18 protein-coding genes are annotated in these 17,326 nt (G+C 71.2%); 8 read left to right on the top strand and 10 right to left on the bottom strand.

Annotation, left to right across the window (positions count from 1 at the left end; genetic code table 11):
- Entirely contained in the window at positions 1 to 1,035 is a 1,035-nt protein-coding gene (locus ACFYNU_RS04275; RefSeq protein ID WP_356584746.1) for a LacI family DNA-binding transcriptional regulator, read from the bottom strand.
- A gap of 264 nt (positions 1,036 to 1,299) precedes the next feature.
- On the opposite strand from ACFYNU_RS04275, the gene ACFYNU_RS04270 reads away from it, so the two are divergent.
- Both ACFYNU_RS04270 and ACFYNU_RS04265 read left to right on the top strand, forming a co-directional pair.
- Positions 1,300 to 2,034, top strand: coding sequence for a VOC family protein (locus ACFYNU_RS04270; RefSeq protein WP_356584747.1), 735 nt, complete (start codon positions 1,300 to 1,302; stop codon positions 2,032 to 2,034).
- Positions 2,035 to 2,109: 75 nt separating this feature from the next.
- Positions 2,110 to 3,273 carry a winged helix DNA-binding domain-containing protein gene (locus ACFYNU_RS04265; RefSeq protein WP_356584748.1) on the top strand — a complete coding sequence of 388 codons (1,164 nt, stop codon included), beginning with the start codon at positions 2,110 to 2,112 and terminating at the stop codon, positions 3,271 to 3,273.
- Positions 3,274 to 3,302: 29 nt separating this feature from the next.
- On the opposite strand, the gene lysA is transcribed toward ACFYNU_RS04265, so the two are convergent.
- From lysA to ACFYNU_RS04250, 3 genes are all read right to left on the bottom strand, one after another.
- Positions 3,303 to 4,634, bottom strand: a complete 1,332-nt coding sequence (gene lysA, locus ACFYNU_RS04260) for a diaminopimelate decarboxylase (RefSeq protein WP_356584749.1) — start codon at positions 4,632 to 4,634, stop codon at positions 3,303 to 3,305.
- A complete protein-coding gene (locus ACFYNU_RS04255; RefSeq protein ID WP_356584889.1) occupies positions 4,631 to 5,002 on the bottom strand; it encodes an SAV_915 family protein in 372 nt (123 codons plus the stop codon). The genes lysA and ACFYNU_RS04255 overlap by 4 nt, the downstream gene beginning before the upstream one ends.
- A gap of 216 nt (positions 5,003 to 5,218) precedes the next feature.
- On the bottom strand, positions 5,219 to 6,040 hold the full coding sequence (locus tag ACFYNU_RS04250) for a response regulator transcription factor (RefSeq protein WP_388765139.1): 822 nt from the start codon (positions 6,038 to 6,040) through the stop codon (positions 5,219 to 5,221).
- A 153-nt stretch (positions 6,041 to 6,193) separates the two neighbouring features.
- Between ACFYNU_RS04250 and ACFYNU_RS04245 the strand changes: the two genes are divergently transcribed.
- Positions 6,194 to 7,885, top strand: a complete 1,692-nt coding sequence (locus ACFYNU_RS04245; RefSeq protein ID WP_356584751.1) for an AMP-binding protein — start codon at positions 6,194 to 6,196, stop codon at positions 7,883 to 7,885.
- 60 nt (positions 7,886 to 7,945) lie between these two features.
- Here the strand turns inward: ACFYNU_RS04245 and ACFYNU_RS04240 are convergent, their stop codons facing one another.
- A complete protein-coding gene (locus ACFYNU_RS04240; protein WP_356584752.1) occupies positions 7,946 to 8,461 on the bottom strand; it encodes a GNAT family N-acetyltransferase in 516 nt (171 codons plus the stop codon).
- A gap of 46 nt (positions 8,462 to 8,507) precedes the next feature.
- Positions 8,508 to 9,155, bottom strand: coding sequence for a hypothetical protein (locus ACFYNU_RS04235; RefSeq protein WP_356584753.1), 648 nt, complete (start codon positions 9,153 to 9,155; stop codon positions 8,508 to 8,510).
- 189 nt (positions 9,156 to 9,344) lie between these two features.
- On the opposite strand from ACFYNU_RS04235, the gene gcl reads away from it, so the two are divergent.
- Positions 9,345 to 11,120, top strand: a complete 1,776-nt coding sequence (gcl, locus tag ACFYNU_RS04230; RefSeq protein WP_356584754.1) for a glyoxylate carboligase — start codon at positions 9,345 to 9,347, stop codon at positions 11,118 to 11,120.
- Positions 11,121 to 11,224: 104 nt separating this feature from the next.
- On the opposite strand, the gene ACFYNU_RS04225 is transcribed toward gcl, so the two are convergent.
- The 4 genes from ACFYNU_RS04225 to ACFYNU_RS04210 all read right to left on the bottom strand — a co-directional run bounded on the left by ACFYNU_RS04225 (position 11,225) and on the right by ACFYNU_RS04210 (position 15,403).
- On the bottom strand, positions 11,225 to 11,563 hold the full coding sequence (locus ACFYNU_RS04225) for a hypothetical protein (protein WP_356584755.1): 339 nt from the start codon (positions 11,561 to 11,563) through the stop codon (positions 11,225 to 11,227).
- 396 nt (positions 11,564 to 11,959) lie between these two features.
- Positions 11,960 to 13,417, bottom strand: coding sequence for a catalase (locus ACFYNU_RS04220; RefSeq protein WP_356584756.1), 1,458 nt, complete (start codon positions 13,415 to 13,417; stop codon positions 11,960 to 11,962).
- 173 nt (positions 13,418 to 13,590) lie between these two features.
- On the bottom strand, positions 13,591 to 14,481 hold the full coding sequence (locus ACFYNU_RS04215) for a 2-hydroxy-3-oxopropionate reductase (RefSeq protein WP_356584757.1): 891 nt from the start codon (positions 14,479 to 14,481) through the stop codon (positions 13,591 to 13,593).
- Positions 14,482 to 14,536: 55 nt separating this feature from the next.
- The gene (locus ACFYNU_RS04210; RefSeq protein ID WP_356584758.1) at positions 14,537 to 15,403 is read right to left on the bottom strand and encodes a TIM barrel protein; all 867 of its coding nucleotides are present in this window, start codon (positions 15,401 to 15,403) and stop codon (positions 14,537 to 14,539) included.
- A 138-nt stretch (positions 15,404 to 15,541) separates the two neighbouring features.
- On the opposite strand from ACFYNU_RS04210, the gene ACFYNU_RS04205 reads away from it, so the two are divergent.
- The 4 genes from ACFYNU_RS04205 (at position 15,542) to ACFYNU_RS04190 (ending at position 17,326) form a co-directional block, all read left to right on the top strand.
- A complete protein-coding gene (locus ACFYNU_RS04205) occupies positions 15,542 to 15,838 on the top strand; it encodes a hypothetical protein (protein ID WP_356584759.1) in 297 nt (98 codons plus the stop codon).
- Positions 15,835 to 16,203: a helix-turn-helix domain-containing protein gene (locus ACFYNU_RS04200; RefSeq protein WP_356584760.1), complete on the top strand. Its 369-nt coding sequence runs from the start codon at positions 15,835 to 15,837 to the stop codon at positions 16,201 to 16,203. The genes ACFYNU_RS04205 and ACFYNU_RS04200 overlap by 4 nt, the downstream gene beginning before the upstream one ends.
- A 144-nt stretch (positions 16,204 to 16,347) precedes the next feature.
- Positions 16,348 to 16,857, top strand: coding sequence for a 2-oxo-4-hydroxy-4-carboxy-5-ureidoimidazoline decarboxylase (uraD, locus tag ACFYNU_RS04195; RefSeq protein WP_356584761.1), 510 nt, complete (start codon positions 16,348 to 16,350; stop codon positions 16,855 to 16,857).
- 4 nt (positions 16,858 to 16,861) lie between these two features.
- Positions 16,862 to 17,326: a hydroxyisourate hydrolase gene (locus tag ACFYNU_RS04190; protein WP_356584762.1), complete on the top strand. Its 465-nt coding sequence runs from the start codon at positions 16,862 to 16,864 to the stop codon at positions 17,324 to 17,326.

The raw sequence follows: 17,326 nt of genomic DNA, 5'->3' as shown, positions 1-17,326 counted from the left end.
TCAGGACGACGCGCGCCGCACCAACTCCGTGGGCAGTACGACGTGTTGCGACGGCGCCCCGGGGTCGTCGATCCCCTCCAGCAGCACCCGCGCCATCGCACGCCCCATCTCCTCCACCGGCTGCCGCACGGAGGTGAGCCCGGGATCGGTGTGCCGTGCGACGGGGGAGTCGTCGAAGCCGACGACGGCCACGTCCTCGGGCACCCGCCGCCCCGCCGCCCGCAGCGAGTGCAGCGCGCCCGCCGCCATCACGTCGGACGCGGCGAACACCGCGTCCAGGTCCGGGTGGCGCGTCAGCAGCTCCGTCATCGCCCGCCGCCCGCTCTCCTCGGTGAAGTCCCCGTACGCCGTCCACGACGGGTCCGCGGCACCCCCGGCGCCCGCCACGGCCTCCTGGTAGCCGCCGAGCCGGCACTGCGCCACATACATGTCGAGCGGCCCGGTGACGGTGCCGATCCGCCGCCGCCCGGTCTCCGCGAGATGCCGTACGGCGGAGCGGGCGCCGCCGACGTTGTCGGAGTCGACGTAACTCACGGGTTCGTCCGCCGAGCGCCGGCCGCTCAGCACGGTCGGCAGCCCCATCTCGGCGAGCAGGTCCGGCAGCGGGTCGCTGCCGTGCACGGACACCAGCAGCACGCCGTCGACGCGGCCGGCCCGCGCGTACTGGAGGAAGCGCGCGCGCTCCTTCTCGGTCCGTACGAGCGTGAGCAGCAACTGCATCTCGGTGTCGGCGAGTCCGGTGCCGACCCCGTGCAGCACGTCCGAGAAGTACGGCTCGGCGAAGAACCGCTTCTCGGTCTCCGGGATGACCAGCGCCACCGCGTCGGTACGGCTTCCGGCCAGCGCGCGGGCCGCCCGGTTGGGTATGTAGCCCAGCTCGGCGATGGCCCGCTGGACGAGTTCCCTGGTGGAGTCCCGGACGCGCGGGGAGTTGTTGATGACACGGGAGACGGTGCCGCGCCCCACGCCGGCGTGCGCGGCCACCTCTTCGAGCGTGGGCTGGCCGGTCCGGCTCGTGCGTCCCCTTGCCACCATCGTGCGACCTCCATCGGGGCTCCGTCGGGGGGACCGTCATCCAACCATTGGGAGCGCTCCCACGTTAAGTGGTTGATCATATCGCGGACGCCTTCGGGCCGCCGTCCTGTATTACCTTCAAATACATTCAAAGGTGTCTGTCGTGTACGTAAGGGCACTAGCCTTCCGGTGCGGTCGTGGTCGAGGTCGTCGCGGAAGGCAGTGAATTCAATGGAACGGAGCGGGATGCCGAAAGCACAGGGAGTCGCCGGAGCGCCATGCTGGGTGAGCCTGCTGGCACGTGAACTGCCGGGCGCCCAGGACTTCTACGGCAAGGTCCTCGGCTGGACCTACCGGCGCGCGGGACTCGGCGACGACTTCTCCGTGGCGCTCATCGACGGCCTGCCCGTCGGGGGTATCGGCGCACTCGCCTCCTCGCTCCAGGTCGCCGTCTCCTGGACGCCGTACTTCAACGTCACGAACGTGGACGAGGCGGCGGCCCGGATCAGGGAGCGCGGCGGCACGGTCGGCGTCGGCCCGCTCGCCTTCCACACCGGCCGCGCCGCGCTCGCCGTCGACCCGGACGGCGCGGTCTTCGGGATCTGGGAAGGCTCCGTGCGCTCCGACTGGTCGATGGGGCGCGGAGCCGGCTCGGCCTCGCTGGAGCTGCGGACCAGGGACGCGGCCACGGCCGGGCGCTTCTACTCGCTCGCGCTCGGCTGGCAGCCGGAGGGCGAGGGCAAGCTGCGCCTGGCGCGCGAGGCGGACCGGTCGGTGCTCCTCGACGGCGACGAGCCGCTGGCCCGGATCAGTGGCGGCGCCGTACAGGCGGCGCCCGACCCGCAGATCCGGCCGCGCTGGCACGTGCACTTCAACGTGCGGGACGTGACGGCGGCGGTCGAGACGGCCCTGGCCTCCGGCGGCTCGCTCGTCCTGCGGTCGGACGCGTCGGCGGAGGTGGACGAGGCGACGCTGCGCGATCCGGACGGGGCGCTCTTCACGGTCACCGCCGCCACATGACATGACAGGGCAGGACGCGACACGGCTCGGGCTTGCGGACAGAAGCTGTCCGCGAGTCTGAGTACGGTGTGCGGTATGGCCTCGAAGACGGCGGACCGCGTCCGGCACCTCCCCGTGCTCACCACCCGGGCGCTCAACCGCGCCACCCTCGCGCGACAGCTTCTGCTGCGGCGCGCGGCGATGTCCGCCAAGGACGCCGTGACCCATCTGGTCGGGCTCCAGGCGCAGAACGTGAAACCGCCGTACGTCCAACTCGCCACCAGGCTCGACGGGTTCGAGCCCGGAGCGCTCTCCGCGCTGATGGCCTCCCGTGAGGTCGGCCGGATGGTCACGCTCCGCTCCACCATCCACACCCACACCGCCGAGGACTGTCTCGCGCTGCGCCCGTTCGCCCAGCCCCTGATCGAGAGCGAGTTGCGCAACTTCCGGGCCGGTCTTCTCGGGGTGGACCTGGACCGCCTCGCCGCCTACGGCAGGGAACTGGTCGAGCAACAGCCCCTCCCGCTCAAGGAGTTGAAGGCGGCGCTGGCCGAGCGGTGGCCCACCGGCGACCCGGCGGCGCTCGCCGTGGCCGCGCGGTGCCTGCTGCCGCTCGTCCAGGTCACACCGCGCGGGCTGTGGGGCCGCGGGGGGCAGGTCACGCTCACCACGGCACAGAAGTGGTTCGGGGCGCACGGTGCCCCGGACCGGGCGGCGGGCATCGAGCCCGAGGACGCCGTCCTGCGCTATCTCGGCGCCTTCGGGCCCGCCTCCGTCAAGGACATGCAGACGTGGTGCCGGCTGACGCGGATGGCGCCGGTCTTCGAGCGGCTGCGGGACCGGCTCGTCACGTTCCGGGACGAGAACGGTGTCGAGCTGTTCGACCTCCCCGACGCGCCCCGGCCGGACGCCGGCATCCCGGCGCCGCCGCGCTTCCTCCCCGAGTTCGACAATCTGCTGCTCTCCCACGCGGACCGCACCCGCGTGGTCCCCCTCGCGTACCGCAAGCGCGCCTGGAACGGCAACCAGGGCCATCGCACGCTCCTCGTCGACGGATTCCTGGCCGGAATCTGGCGGCTGGAGGACGGCACGGAGGGCGACGACCACGGGACGCTGACCGTGCAGACCTTCGACCCGCTCACGCGCGCACAGCGCGACGCGGTGGCCGAGGAGGGCGAGCGCCTGCTCGGCTCCCTCTCCTCGGCCACCGCCCCCACGTACACCGTGCGCTTCGCGGACTTCGCCCGGTTCACGGACTAGGGCGGCGCCCGGTGCGGCCCCCCGACCTCTCAGAGCCCGACGTCGCGCCGCCGCTGGTCGTCGAACGTCTCGCGGCGCACCAGCAGACGCGACCGGCCGTCGGCGACCGCCACCACCGGCGGGCGGCCCGTCATGTTGTAGCCCGACGCCATCGAGACCTGGTACGCCCCCGACGCGGGCACCGCCAGTACGTCGCCGGGCCGTACGTCCTCCGGCAGCTCCACCCCGTCGGCGAGCACGTCGCCCGCCTCGCAGTGCCGGCCGACGACCGTGGCCGCCCGCATCGGCGCAGTCGAGGCCCGCCCTACCCGGCGCACCGTGTAGCGGGCGCCGTACAGCGCGGGGCGCGGGTTGTCGCTCATGCCGCCGTCCACGGCGACGAAGACCCGGCCGCCCGAGCGCTTCACGGCGAGCACCCGGTACAGCGCGATCCCGGCGGGCGCCATGATCGAGCGGCCCGGCTCCACCGTCAGCCGGGGGACCGGCAGGTCCGCCCCGGCGCAGGCGACGGCCAGCGCCCGGCTGATCCGCCGTCCGTACACGGCGGGCGCCGGTGCCGCGTCGCCCGGCAGATACGCCGCCGCGAAGCCGCCGCCCAGATCCAGCTCGGGCAGTACGACACCGAACCGGTCACGGACGCGTACGAGGAAGGCGACCAGCTCCCGTACGGCCCGCTCGTAGGGCTCGGGCGAGGTGATCTGCGAGCCCAAGTGGCAGTGCAGACCGGCCAGTTCGAGCTGCGGCTGGCCCAGGATCCGGGCCACCGCGTCCTCCGCGTCCCCGTTCGCGATCGACAGCCCGAACTTCTGGCCCTCGGTCCCCGTCCGGATCTTCGGATGGGCGCCCGCCTCGATCCCCGGCAGTACCCGGACCATCACCTGCTGTGCGTCGTGCGCCGGCACCTGCGCGGCCAGCCGGGCGATCTCGCAGCCCGAGTCGATGACGATCCTGCCGACGCCGAGCCGCAGCGCCGTGCCCAGATCCTGCGGCGACTTGGCGTTGCCGTGCAGCACGATCCGCTCGGCCGGGAAGCCCCGCGTGGCCGCCAGCTCCAGCTCGCCCGCCGAGCAGACGTCGAGGCCCAGGCCCTCCTCCTCCATCCAGTCCACGACGGCGCGGCACAGGAACGCCTTCGCGGCGTACACGATCTCCGCCTCCGGCAGCGCGCGCCGCCAGGCCCGCGCGCGGGACCGTACCTCGCCCTCGTCCAGCACATAGGTGGGTGTGCCGTGGCGTTCGGCCAGCTCCAGGAGGGAGACGCCCGCGACACGCAGATCGCCGCCGGGCGCGGAGACGGCCGACGCGGGCCAGACCGACGGAGTGCTCAACTCGTCGACGACGAGCAGCGGTTCGGTTCTCACGCGCTCACCGCCAGGGCGACATCGCCGGAGTGCCGCAGACACGGCCTGACCGTCGTGCGGGTGGGCACGTGGGGGAGGGGCGAGGTCTCCAGGCCGACCTGCGGGTCGACCGTCACCAGGTCGACACCGAGCGGCTCCGAGAGCGCCCGCAGGCACGCCTCGGCGAGTCTGATGTACGGCTGTCGCGCGCCGAGCGCCGCGGTGAGCCGCCGGGCGCTGGTGAAGCCGACGGCGGTCCGCGCGCCGAGCGGTGTGCGCATGAAGCGCAACTGCCGGCCCCCGGCGGAACAGAGCCGTACGGGTACGTACAGCGGCGCCGCCGGCCTGGGTTCTTCGGGGTCCGCGTCTTCGGGAGTGGTGCTCACCATGGTGTCCTCCACGGGGGAGTCGTAGCTGTCTGACACCTGGAAGCTATGCCCGGCTGACGGCGGTCCGGGCACGTCATGACGCGGCGTTGATCGGCCGGGCCGGTTATTTGACGCCTCTCATACGCCACCGGCCGGCGGACCCGCCCCGCTCGCCCGGGGGGAGGTGCCCGTCCGCGTTCTCGACGTGCGTCGTGACGGGGCCCCGCCGGGGTACGGCTACGGCAGCAGCCCCGCCCGGCGCGCCGCCACCACCGCCTCCAGCCGGGTGTGGGCGCCCAGCTTGCGCATCGCCGCCCGCAGATAGCCCTTCACCGTCTCCGGCCGCAGGCCCAGCCGCTCCGCCGCCGCCGCGTTCGTCGAGCCCGCCGCCACACAGGACAGCACGTCCACCTCGCGGGGCGTCAGCGTCACGGCGCGCTGCTCACGGTGGTCGCGCCGGCCCGGCTCGCCGCCGCCCGCGCCCGCGAGCCGGCCGCAGACGGCGTGCAGCTCGCCCCGCAGCCCGGCGTCGACGATGCGCGGCGCGAGCGCCCGCAGCTCGCTGTGCGCCTCGCGGACCTCCTCCCACGCCTCGGGCCGCCCGTACACCGGCTCACGCGTCACGGCGAGCAGCCGCTGCACCTCGTCCCGTACGACCAGCGCCTGCTCCACGTCGCGGGCCGCGGCGACGGCGGCGTCGAAGGCCCGCTCGCCCATGGGCGCGGGATCACGCAGCGCGCCGTACAGCACACCGCGCACCCGGCGCCGCACGATCACGGGGACCGCGACCACGGAGCGCAGCCCCTCGGCGGCGACCGCCGCGTCGTACTCGTGGGTGATGTGCCGCGCCTGCCGGTAGTCCGTCACCGCGCACGGCCGCTGGAGGGCGATCGACTTGCCGCCCAGCCCGTTCCCGACGCAGATCGCGAGCCCCCGCAGCGCGCCCGTCGCCGTACCGTTCAGCTCTGCGATCCGCACCTGGCGCGTATCGTGCAACATCCCGCCGAACGCGACCGGCAGCCCGGTGGCGCGGCGCAGCGTCAGCAGCGCCGCGCGCATCTCGACCGCCTCGATCGCCTCAATCACAGCGACTTCCTTCTCTCGGATCTCATCCCCGGCCGGACGCGCTCGATTTACCCCCGTCAGGGGGTGGTGAGACGTACGTCACCGGTTACACGATGCTAGTGAACGGGCGAGTGATGAGGAGGGCACATGAGAGCAGTCGACGCGACCGAGCAGTTCCGCGCCGCCAGGGATTTCCTGCTGCGGCACCGTGAGGACTACACCGCGGCGTACGAAGGCTTCGTCTGGCCCCGACCCGCGCTGTTCAACTGGGCGCTGGACTGGTTCGACGTCATCGCCGCGGGCAACGACCGGCCCGCGCTGCACATCGTCGAGGAGGACGGCACCGAGAGCGTCACCTCCTTCGCCGCCATGGCCACCCGCTCCGACCAGGTGGCCAACTGGCTGCGGGCCCAGGGGGTTTCGGCCGGCGACCGGGTTCTCGTGATGCTCGGCAATCAGACCGAGCTGTGGGAGACGGCGCTCGCCGCGATGAAACTGCGGGCCGTCGTCATCCCGGCGACACCGCTCCTCGGCCCTGCGGACCTGCGCGACCGGATCCGGCGCGGGCGGGTCCGGCATGTGATCGTCCGGGCCGGTGACACCGCGAAGTTCGCCGAGGCGCCGGGGGAGTACACCCGGATCGTGGTCGGTGGCGAGGGCGCCGATGTTGACGAGGACGGCTGGCGGGCGTACGAGGCGTCCCACCAGGAGTCCGCGGACTTCACGCCCGACGGGGCCACCCGCGCCGCCGACCCCCTGATGCTCTACTTCACCTCCGGCACCACCGCCCACCCCAAACTCGTCGAGCACACCCATGTCTCGTACCCCATCGGCCATCTCGCGACGATGTACTGGATCGGGCTCAGGCCCGGCGACGTGCATCTGAACATCTCCTCCCCGGGCTGGGCCAAGCACGCCTGGTCCAACCTCTTCGCGCCCTGGAACGCCGAGGCGACCGTCTTCATCCACAACTACACCCGCTTCGACGCCGCCCGGCTCATGGCCGAGATGGACCGCGCCGAGGTGACCAGCTTCTGCGCCCCGCCCACCGTCTGGCGGATGCTCATCCAGGCCGACCTCACCCAGCTGCGCCACCGCCCGCGCGAGGTCGTCGCCGCCGGTGAACCGCTGAACCCGGAGGTCATCGAGACCGTACGCAGGGAGTGGGGCGCGACGATCAGGGACGGCTTCGGCCAGACCGAGACGGCCGTCCAGGTCGCCAACTCGCCCGGCCAGCTGCTCAAGGCCGGATCGATGGGCCGCCCCACCCCCGGCTACGCGGTGGAGCTGCTCGACCCGGTCACCGGCGCCCCCGGCGCCACCGAGGGCGAGATCTCGCTGGACCTCTCGAACGCCCCGGTGGGGCTGATGACGGGCTACCACGGTGACCCGGAGCGTACGGCGCGGGCCATGGCGGACGGTTTCTACCGCACGGGCGACATCGGCGCGCGCGACGCCGACGGCTACATCACCTACATCGGCCGCAGCGACGACGTGTTCAAGGCGTCGGACTACAAGATCTCGCCGTTCGAACTGGAGAGCGCGCTGCTGGAGCACGAAGCGGTGGCCGAGGCCGCCGTCGTCCCGGCGCCCGACGCGCTGCGCCTCAATGTGCCGAAGGCGTACATCGTCCTGGCGGCCGGGTGGGAGCCCGGCCCGGACACGGCGAAGCTGCTCTTCGCCCACTCGCGCGCGGTCCTCTCCCCGTACAAGCGGGTGCGCCGTATCGAGTTCGCGGATCTGCCCAAGACGGTCTCGGGCAAGATCCGCCGTATCGAACTGCGCGAGCGGACGGCCGCCGGCTCCCCGGCGGAGTACGAGGAGTCCGACCTGAGCTGACCTGAGTTGAGCTGGCCTGGCCTGGCCTGAGCTGAGGGACGTCCGGCGGTGCGGTGTGCCTCAGCCCACCGTCGTGGCGCGGCGCATACAGACCCGGGGCCAGTGGTCGAGCCCGTGCGCGGCCTCGGCGCGTCTGATCTCCCGCAGTCCGTCGGTGAGTTCGCTCTCGGCGAGGGTGCGGAAGCCGAGGCGGGTGTAGTACGGCGCGTTCCACGGCACGTCCGCGAAGGTGGTCAGCGTGAGCCCGGCCAGTCCGGCCCGCTCCGCCCGTCCGGCCAGATGCTCGATCAGGGCCTTGCCCACCCCGCGCCCCGCCGCCGTGGGGTGGACGGAGACCTGCTCGATATGGGCGGCGCCGTCGATCTCGTCGTAGATGAGATACGCGACCGGGCGGCCCGTGTCGTCCTCGGTCACCCAGGCGTGGCCCGCGCGCAGATAGCGGTCGAGGAGATCGATGGCCGGGGGGTCGTCGTCGGCGATCGCGGCCATGCCGACGGCGCGGAACGGTTCACCGGCGGCCCTCTCGATGTCCTGGAGAAGCGGGAGGTCGGCGGGGACCGCGGGGCGGATTCGCATGGAGAAAGTATGCCCGCGCGGCTGCGCGCGCGATCCGTGAATTCGGTCAGGCGTGTGAGCGACTCAGCTCGTCCGCCGGGCCGTTGACCGGTTGCGGGGCGCCCGTCGGGTCCAGGACGAAGAGCGGTACGCCGAGGGCGTCCGCGCGCTCGCGCGCCTCGTCCGCGTAACCGGCCAGGGAGAAGTACGCGCTCACGGCCGACTCGCTCAGCGCGTTGAGCCACAGGCACTCCACGGCTCGCAGATCGGCGGGGCGGGTGCCGAGGTCGACCTGGGCCACGAGCCCGGGACCGCGCAGATCGATGCCGGCCGCCGGCTCCCCGTCGGACCGGACGACGTTCTGGAAGCCGATCTCGCGCAGATAGAGCGCGGCGGCGTTCACGGCGTCGCGCTTCGTGCCCACCGTCACGGGTCTGACCGGCACCCGGAGCACCGTCCCGCACGGGCAGCACAGTTCGGGCCGCGGCCACTGGTCGCGCCGTCCGCACCCGGAGCAGTCGACGGTGACCCACTCGTCGTCCCAGGACCGGCGCCCGACGCGGGTGGCGGGCGCGCCGGTGACTAGGGGCGCCGAGACGGCCGATCCGCAGGGGCAGGGATAGGCCGGCGCCGTGAACTGATGGTCCTGCCCGCAGTCGGGACAGCGGACAGGAACGCTCGCTCCCACCGTCGGCACCCCCCTTCCACGGACCATCGTCCATCAACGGACGGGCCTTGGGGAGGGTCTTCGGCCATCCCTTGACGGCGTACCGAAGGCACTTTAGATTGATTCCACATAGCAGAACATGAATTCCGTATCGTGGAAATGAAGGAATCGACGGAATCGACGCTCTCAGATGGCGCGACAGAGCCCGAGTCCACCAGGCTGAAGCAGGAGCACTCCATGCCTCGTATGACCGCTGCCCGAGCGGCAGTTGAGATCCTCAAGCGCGAAGGCGTCACCGACGCGTTCGGTGTGCCGGGCGCGGCGATCAACCCCTTCTACAAGGCCCTCGAACAGGCCGGCGGCATCGACCACACGCTCGCCCGCCATGTGGAGGGCGCCTCCCACATGGCCGAGGGCTACACCCGTACGCACCCCGGCAACATCGGTGTCTGCGTCGGCACATCGGGCCCGGCCGGCACCGACATGATCACCGGGCTGTACTCCGCGATCGGTGACTCCATCCCGATCCTGTGCATCACCGGCCAGGCCCCGGTCGCGGTGATCCACAAGGAGGACTTCCAGGCCGTCGACATCGCGTCGATCGCCGCGCCCGTCACCAAGGCCGCCACCACGGTCCTGGAGGCCGCGCAGGTCCCCGGCGTCTTCCAGCAGGCGTTCCATCTGATGCGCTCCGGCCGGCCGGGCCCCGTCCTCATCGACCTGCCGATCGACGTACAGCTGACCGAGATCGAGTTCGACATCGAGACGTACGAGCCGCTGCCGGTCTACAAGCCGTCCGCGACCCGGGCGCAGATCGCCAGGGCGCTCACCCTGCTGACCGCCGCCGAACGGCCCCTGATCGTCGCCGGGGGCGGTGTCATCACCGCCGACGCGTCCGAACTGCTGGTGGAATTCGCCGAGTTGACCGGAACGCCGGTCGTCCCGACGCTGATGGGCTGGGGCGCCATCGCCGACGACCACGACCTCAACGCGGGCATGGTCGGCATCCAGACCTCGCACCGCTACGGCAACGAGACGTTCCTGGCCTCGGACTTCGTCCTCGGCATCGGCAACCGCTGGGCCAACCGCCACACCGGCGCGCTCGACGTCTACACGGAGGGCCGCACCTTCGTCCACGTCGACATCGAGCCCACCCAGATCGGCAAGATCTTCGCCCCGGACTACGGGATCGCCTCGGACGCCAAGGACGCGCTGAAGCTCTTCGTGGAGGTGGCGAGGGAGCTGAAGGCGGCGGGCGACCTGCCCGACCGTACGGAGTGGATCGAGTCGGTGCTGGAGCGCAAGGGCACCCTGCACCGCAGGACGCACTTCGACAACGTGCCACTGAAGCCGCAGCGTGTGTACGAGGAGATGAACCGCGCCTTCGGTCCCGACACCCGGTACGTCACCACCATCGGTCTCTCGCAGATCGCCGGCGCGCAGATGCTCCACGTCTACAAGCCGCGCCACTGGATCAACTGCGGCCAGGCGGGGCCGCTCGGCTGGACGATCCCGGCCGCGCTCGGCGTCGCGAAGGCAGACCCGGACACCACGGTCGTCGCCCTCTCCGGCGACTACGACTTCCAGTTCATGCTCGAAGAGCTGGCCGTCGGGGCGCAACACAAGATCCCGTACGTCCATGTGCTGGTGAACAACGCCTACTTGGGGCTCATCCGGCAGGCGCAGCGCAATCTCGACATCAACTTCCAGGTCAACCTGGAGTTCGAGAACATCAACTCACCGGAGCTGGGTGTCTACGGCGTCGACCACGTCAAGGTCGTCGAGGGGCTGGGCTGCAAGGCGATCCGGGTCACCGAGCCCGACCAGCTGCTGCCGGCCTTCGAGCAGGCCAAGAAGCTGGCGGCCGAGCACCGCGTGCCGGTGGTGGTCGAGGCCATCCTGGAGCGGGTCACCAACATCTCGATGGGTGTGCGGATCGACCAGGTCAACGAGTGGGAGGACCTGGCCACCGAGCCCGGTCACGCACCCACGGAGATCAGGCCGCTGGTCTGACGGGACAGCTGACGTTCCGTCATATCGGTTCTGTAGTCATGCGTGTGGCCCCTCGCCCGGACAACTCCGGTGCGGGGGGCCACTGTCGTACGTACGGTCCGAGATCAGCCGCAGCCACAGCCTCCGCAGCCACCGCACCCGCCGTCGCCGCCACCGTCCCCGCCGCTCGCGTCCGCCGTGTCCCCCTTGGCGGCGCCGTGCGCGTGCGCGCCTTCGGCCCACCAACTGGCCGCCGTGACCGCGCCGGCGGCGCCCACCGCGGTTCCCGCCGCCGCACCGGTGACCGGCCGCCGTACCGCCTTGGGGGACTTGCTCACCCAGAACGGGGAGACCCCCAGGAAGAGGAACACACAGACCGGCGCGAGCAGCCAGGAGTAGTCGTTCCCCACGATCGCGACGGTGACCGCCACGGCGGTCAGTACGAGAAACGCGACAAGACGCATCCCTCCAGTGTGCAGAACCGGTGACGTCGCACAAGAGCCCGGCCGAGGAATCGGCCGGGCTCCTGCGGTGAAAGGCAGTTGTGGAGAAGGGAGTTGAGGAGAGTTGGGAAGAGGGGAGTTGAGGACCGTCCGACGGTGCGAGGCCGGCGCGACGGGACATTCGCACCGCCGGACGGCGTGTGAGGAGCCTCGGCAGAGGCTGTGGGACCGCGGCGACGGCGACGGGAAGCACCGGCCGGCCTTCCTTCAGGTCAGGAAGACGGCCGTCGCTCCCCTCACCACCGCACTGGCTCGCGCGCCACCGCGGTCCCGGGGATGTCCCTCCCGGCGGCCACCCCTCACGAGGGCCGGCGGGAGGGACGGCTGTTGGGTCCCTCGACGATCGGTCGCTCCCGCTCAGTCCTCGCGGATCGCGCGGACCGCCGCCGCGACGCGGGTGCCGTACTCGGTGTCGGCGGCGTGGAAATGGGCGATGTTCTTCTCGATCACATCGTCGCGCGTCACCTGGGAGAGACCGCCCGCGATGTTCGCGACGAGCCGGGACTTCTCCTCCTGCGACATCAGCCGGTACAGCTCACCGGCCTGCCAGAAGTCGTCGTCCTTGCTGTGGGCGGGCGCCTCGTGGGTGCCCGTCCAGCCGTGCACCGCGAGGGGCGCGGAGTGCGCGGCGCCGCTCTGGGCCGGGCCGCCGTACGAGTTGGGCTCGTAGTTCCTGTCCTGGCGCGCGCCGTTGCGGGTGGCCATGAGCCCGTCCCGGCCGTAGTTCGCGGCGGCGGTGGCCTTGGGCGCGTTCACCGGCAGCAGGGTGTGGTTGACGCCGAGCCGGTAGCGCTGCGCGTCGGCGTACGCGAAGAGCCGGCCCTGGAGCATCTTGTCCGGCGAGGGGCCGATCCCGGGAACGAAGTTGTTCGGCGAGAACGCCGCCTGCTCCACCTCGGCGAAGACGTTGTCCGGGTTCCGGTCGAGGACCAGCCGGCCCACCCGGCGCAGCGGGTAGTCGCTGTGCGGCCACACCTTCGTGAGGTCGAACGGGTTGAAGCGGTAGTCGGCGGCGTCGGCGGCCGGCATCACCTGGACGTGCAGCGTCCACGACGGATTCATCCCGCGCTCGATGGCCTGGAGCAGATCCGTCTGGTGCGAGCCCGAGTCCCTGCCCACGACCTCGGCCGCCTGCTCGGCGCTCAGAGAGCGCACACCCTGGTTGGTCTTGAAGTGGTACTTGACGAAGAAGGCCTCGCCCTCGGCGTTCGTCCACTGGTAGGTGTGCGAGCCGTAGCCGTTCATGTGCCGGTACGAGGCGGGGATGCCCCGGTCGCCCATCAGCCAGGTCACCTGGTGCGTCGCCTCGGGGGAGTGCGCCCAGAAGTCCCAGACGTTGTCCGGTTCCTGACGGCCCGTGAACGGGTCGCGCTTCTGCGAGTGGATGAAGTCGGGGAACTTCAGCGGGTCCTTGATGAAGAAGACCGGCGTGTTGTTGCCGACGAGGTCGTAATTGCCTTCCGCCGTATAGAACTTCACCGCGAAACCGCGCGGGTCGCGCACGGCGTCCGCCCCGCCGAGCGAGTCGGCGACGGTCGAGAACCGCAGGAACGTCTCGGTGCGCCGGCCCACCTGCGCCAGGAAATCGGCGCTGGTGAAGCCGGTGACATCGTCGGTCACCTCGAAGTACCCGTACGCGCCCGAGCCACGGGCGTGCACCACCCGCTCCGGGACGCGCTCCCGGTTGAACCGGGCGAGCTTCTCCAGCAGATGCTGGTCCTGGAGGAGAAGGGGACCGCCGGCACCGGCGGTGGCGGAGTTCTGGTTGTCGGCGACCGGGGCGCCTGACTCGGTCGTGAGCACACGCTGCGTCATGGTGGCGGCTGGGACCTTCCGTACGGAGAGCTGTTCGCTGAGAGGCTGTGCACAGAGCGGCTGTTGCACAGAGAAAGGGGACGGGAGTGGTTCCCGGGTTGCGGCGGCACCTGGGCGCGACAGGACAGGTGTCAGCGCCGCCACAACCCGGAGCTTGGGGGAGCGCCGTTCGGTCAGACCTGGCTGCCGGACAGCCGCTCGACGGCGCGCAGCAGCGCCGAGTGGTCGAGGCCGCCGTCACCCTGGGCGCGCAGCGACGCGACCAGCTGCGCGACGACCGCGCCGACCGGAAGGGCGGCACCGACGTTGCGGGCGGCGTCGGTGACGATGCCCATGTCCTTGTGGTGCAGATCGATCCGGAAACCCGGCGCGAAGTCGCGGTTGATGAAGTTGTCCTTCTTACGGGTCAGGACGGTCGAGCCGGCCAGACCGCCGTTCAGGACGTCCAGCGCGGCGTTCAGGTCCACGCCGGACTTCTCCAGGAAGACCACGGCCTCGGCGCACGCCTGGATGTTGACGGCCACGATCAGCTGGTTGGCCGCCTTCACCGTCTGACCGGCACCGTGCGGACCGCACAGGACGATGGTCCTGCCCAGCACGTCGAAGACCGGCTTGGCCTGGTCGAAGTCGGCCTGCTCACCGCCGACCATGATCGAGAGAACCGCCTCGATCGCCCCCGCCTCACCGCCGGACACCGGCGCGTCGAGGACCCGGACGCCCTTCTCCCGCCCGGCCTCGGCCAGATCGATCGACGTCTGCGGGGTGATCGACGACATGTCGATCAGCAGGGCGCCCTTCCTGGCGTGCGCCAGGATGCCGTCCTCGCCGTAGGCGATGGCCTCGACCTGCGGAGAGGCCGGCACCATCGTGACGATGACGTCCGCGTCCCGCACGGCCTCGGCGATCGAGGGCGCCGCCGTGCCGCCGTTGGCCGCCAGCCGGTCCAGCTTCTCCCGCTCCAGCGTGAAGCCGGTCACGGAGTATCCGGCCTTGATCAGATTCTCGGCCATGGGGGACCCCATGATGCCGAGACCGATCCAGGCCACCTTGGGAAGAGTGCTCATCGGGGGTGCCTCTCTCGCACGCGTGTGTACGTCCTGACTGGGGACTGGGGGGGTCTCAGCGCGCGGCGCGCGCCTCGGCGGGCAGCCACGCGAAGGACTCGCCGCTCGGGCGGTCGCCGGGCTTGTACTCAAGCCCGACCCAGCCCTCGTAACCGGCCTTGCGCAGCCGTTCGAGCAGGTCCTGGAGCGGAAGCGTGCCGGTGCCGGGCGCGCCGCGGCCGGGGTTGTCGGCGATCTGTACGTGACCGGTCTTCTCGGCGTACGTGTCGATGACACCGGCCAGCGCCTCGGCGTCCAGACCGTTCATCGACAGGTGGTAGATGTCGAGGAGGAACGTGGCGTTGCCCAGCCCCGTGGCGGCGTTCACCCGGTCCACGACCTCGATCGCGGCCTCGGCGCTCACCAGCGGATAGTGCGGGGACTCCGGCCTGTTGAGCGCCTCGATCAGCAGGGTCGCCCCGATGCGGTCGGCCGCGCGGGCGGCGAGGACCAGATTCTCCAGGGCGAGGGTGTCCTGCGTCTGAGGGTCGACACCGTCGACGCGGTTCCCGTACAGCGCGTTGAGCGCCTTGCAGCCCACCGAGGCGGCGAAATCGGCCGCCACGTCGATGTTCGCGCGGAAGCGGTCCGACTCCTCGCCGGGCAGCGAGAGCGCCCCGCGGTCGGGGCCGGGCAGCTGTCCGGCGTAGAAGTTCAGTCCGACGAGCTGGGTACCGGCGTCGTCGAGGGCCTTCTTCAGGGCGTCCAGCTCGGCCTGCGGCGGAGTGGGTGTCTCGATCCAGGGCCACCACAGCTCCACGGCGGTGAAGCCCGCCTTGGCGGCAGCCGCGGGCCGCTCCAGGAGCGGCAGCTCGGTGAAGAGGATCGACAGGTTCACATCGAAGCGCTGCTCGGAGCCGGGCTTGTTCGTGAAGGGGGCCATGAGAGGTTCTGCGCTCCTTCCGTATTGCGGAAGTTAGTTTCTGCTTAACGGAAGATTGCCTGTGGTTCGGGAGGGCTGTCAAGAGGGCGGCCCCGATTTCGGGCCAGGGCGCCGCCTTTCGCGCAGTAGGTTGTCCGCGTGCGACTGAGAGTGGAATTCACGACCGAGCCGTTCGATCTGGACGAGGCACCCGGCCATGCCGTGGTGGCCCGCGAGGTCATCCAGGCGGCCGAACTGGACGCCGTGGACGTCGGGCCGTTCGGCAACACCGCCGAGGGTGGGGCCGACGCCGTCATCTCGGCCGTCGACGCCCTGCTCCGCCGCTCCCTGGAGGCCGGCGCCACCCGCGTATCGCTCCAGGTGAATGTGATCGCGGAGGGTGCCGAGGGTGCGCAGGGCGCGGAGAATCCGGAGAGCGCGGGGGGCGGGACGTGACCGAACCGTCCGACCACCCGCTCCTCGCCGCGGTGAAGCCGCTCGTCGACGCGATGGGCGCGCAGACCGTACGGCCGGATCTGGCCCTGCCCGACGACGTCGTCCTGAGCTGGGAGGGTGAGGCCGTCGTCGCCGTACGCCTCCCGCAGCTCTCCGAATCGCTCGACCGCATCCTTGTCGCGCTGGAGCGCAGACACGGCATGCCCCTGTCGGAACTCGACCGCAGGACCAAGCAGTCGGTGGTGCGCTCGCTGGAGGCGCGCGGCGCCTTCGCGGTACGGCACGGAGTGGAGACCGTGGCGGGGGCGCTCGGGGTCAGCCGGTTCACGGTCTACAACTATCTGAACCGGTCGGAGACGAGCTGAACCGGGCGGGGCATCCGGGCGGGCCGGCCGGGCGGGGCGCCTGGGCGGGACATCCGTCCGAAAGAATTCAACAAAGTGTTGACGTGATGTTCGTGAAGGCGTTAGCTATCCCGCAGCCCGTCAAGCACAGCCACGGAGGATCCCGTGACGACCGACCCGCCACCGGGCCTCACCCGGTTCAACACCTCCTCCGACAGCGCGGCGCTCGCCGTACTGCACGAGGTGTGCGCCAGTACGGCATGGGGGAGCGCGCTGCTCGCCCGCCGGCCGTACGCCACCACCGACGCCCTCCTCACCGCCAGTGACACCGCGACGGCCGAACTGACCGCCGACGCACTGGCGGAGGCGATGGCCGGGCACCCGCCCATCGGCCGGCCGAAGCCGGGCGACCCGACCTCCGCCCGCGAACAGCGGGGCATGGCCGGTGCGTCCGACGAACTCAAGGCCGAACTGCTCGAACTGAACCTGGCCTACCAGGACCGGTTCGGACATGTCTTCCTGATCTGCGCCACCGGCAGGACCGGCGAGCAGATGCGGGACGCGGTCCGCATACGGATCGGCAACTCGCCCGAACAGGAGCGGGCCGTCGTCCGCACCGAACTGGGCAAGATCAACCGCATCCGGCTGACCCGCCTCGTACACACAGGAGAGTGATCCCTTGAGCACGGTAACCACCGCGTCGGTGTCCACCCACATTCTGGACACCAGCGCCGGCCGCCCCGCCGAGTCCGTCGCCGTCTCGCTCTCCGCCCGCGCCGGCGGCCGGGAGCCGTGGGTGGTGCTCGGCCGGTCGGCGACCGACGCGGACGGGCGGTGCAAGGACCTGCCGGCGCTGCCGGAGGGAACGACCCATGTACGTCTCGACTTCGAGACCGAGGCGTACTTCCACACCCAGAGCCACAGTCACAGTCACACCCACAGCCACAGTCAGAGCGACACCGAGAGTCAGAGCCACACCCACGCCCACCAGCAAGCCGAGGCACAGCAGGATGCCCCCGCGCTACGGGACAGCGGTGCGTTCTTCCCGGAGGTGGCGATCACCTTCGCCGTCACCCCCGGCGAGCACTTCCATGTACCGCTGCTGCTCAACCCGTTCGGCTACTCCGTATACCGAGGGAGCTAG

The organism is Streptomyces sp. NPDC006643 (assembly GCF_042870175.1).
GTDB lineage: Bacteria > Actinomycetota > Actinomycetes > Streptomycetales > Streptomycetaceae > Streptomyces.
This window is presented reverse-complemented; position numbering and strand designations above follow the sequence as displayed.

Bases quoted from the DNA above. Each gene is read 5' to 3' on its own strand.
- ACFYNU_RS04275 (WP_356584746.1), bottom strand. From the start codon at position 1,035: ATGGTGGCAAGGGGACGCACGAGCCGGACCGGCCAGCCCACGCTCGAA.
- ACFYNU_RS04265 (WP_356584748.1), top strand. From the start codon at position 2,110: ATGGCCTCGAAGACGGCGGACCGCGTCCGGCACCTCCCCGTGCTCACC.
- ACFYNU_RS04255 (WP_356584889.1), bottom strand. From the start codon at position 5,002: ATGGTGAGCACCACTCCCGAAGACGCGGACCCCGAAGAACCCAGGCCG.
- ACFYNU_RS04250 (WP_388765139.1), bottom strand. From the start codon at position 6,040: ATGCGCGCGGCGCTGCTGACGCTGCGCCGCGCCACCGGGCTGCCGGTC.
- ACFYNU_RS04245 (WP_356584751.1), top strand. From the start codon at position 6,194: ATGAGAGCAGTCGACGCGACCGAGCAGTTCCGCGCCGCCAGGGATTTC.
- ACFYNU_RS04240 (WP_356584752.1), bottom strand. From the start codon at position 8,461: ATGCGAATCCGCCCCGCGGTCCCCGCCGACCTCCCGCTTCTCCAGGAC.
- ACFYNU_RS04235 (WP_356584753.1), bottom strand. From the start codon at position 9,155: ATGGTCCGTGGAAGGGGGGTGCCGACGGTGGGAGCGAGCGTTCCTGTC.
- gcl (WP_356584754.1), top strand. From the start codon at position 9,345: ATGCCTCGTATGACCGCTGCCCGAGCGGCAGTTGAGATCCTCAAGCGC.
- ACFYNU_RS04225 (WP_356584755.1), bottom strand. From the start codon at position 11,563: ATGCGTCTTGTCGCGTTTCTCGTACTGACCGCCGTGGCGGTCACCGTC.
- ACFYNU_RS04220 (WP_356584756.1), bottom strand. From the start codon at position 13,417: ATGACGCAGCGTGTGCTCACGACCGAGTCAGGCGCCCCGGTCGCCGAC.
- ACFYNU_RS04215 (WP_356584757.1), bottom strand. From the start codon at position 14,481: ATGAGCACTCTTCCCAAGGTGGCCTGGATCGGTCTCGGCATCATGGGG.
- ACFYNU_RS04210 (WP_356584758.1), bottom strand. From the start codon at position 15,403: ATGGCCCCCTTCACGAACAAGCCCGGCTCCGAGCAGCGCTTCGATGTG.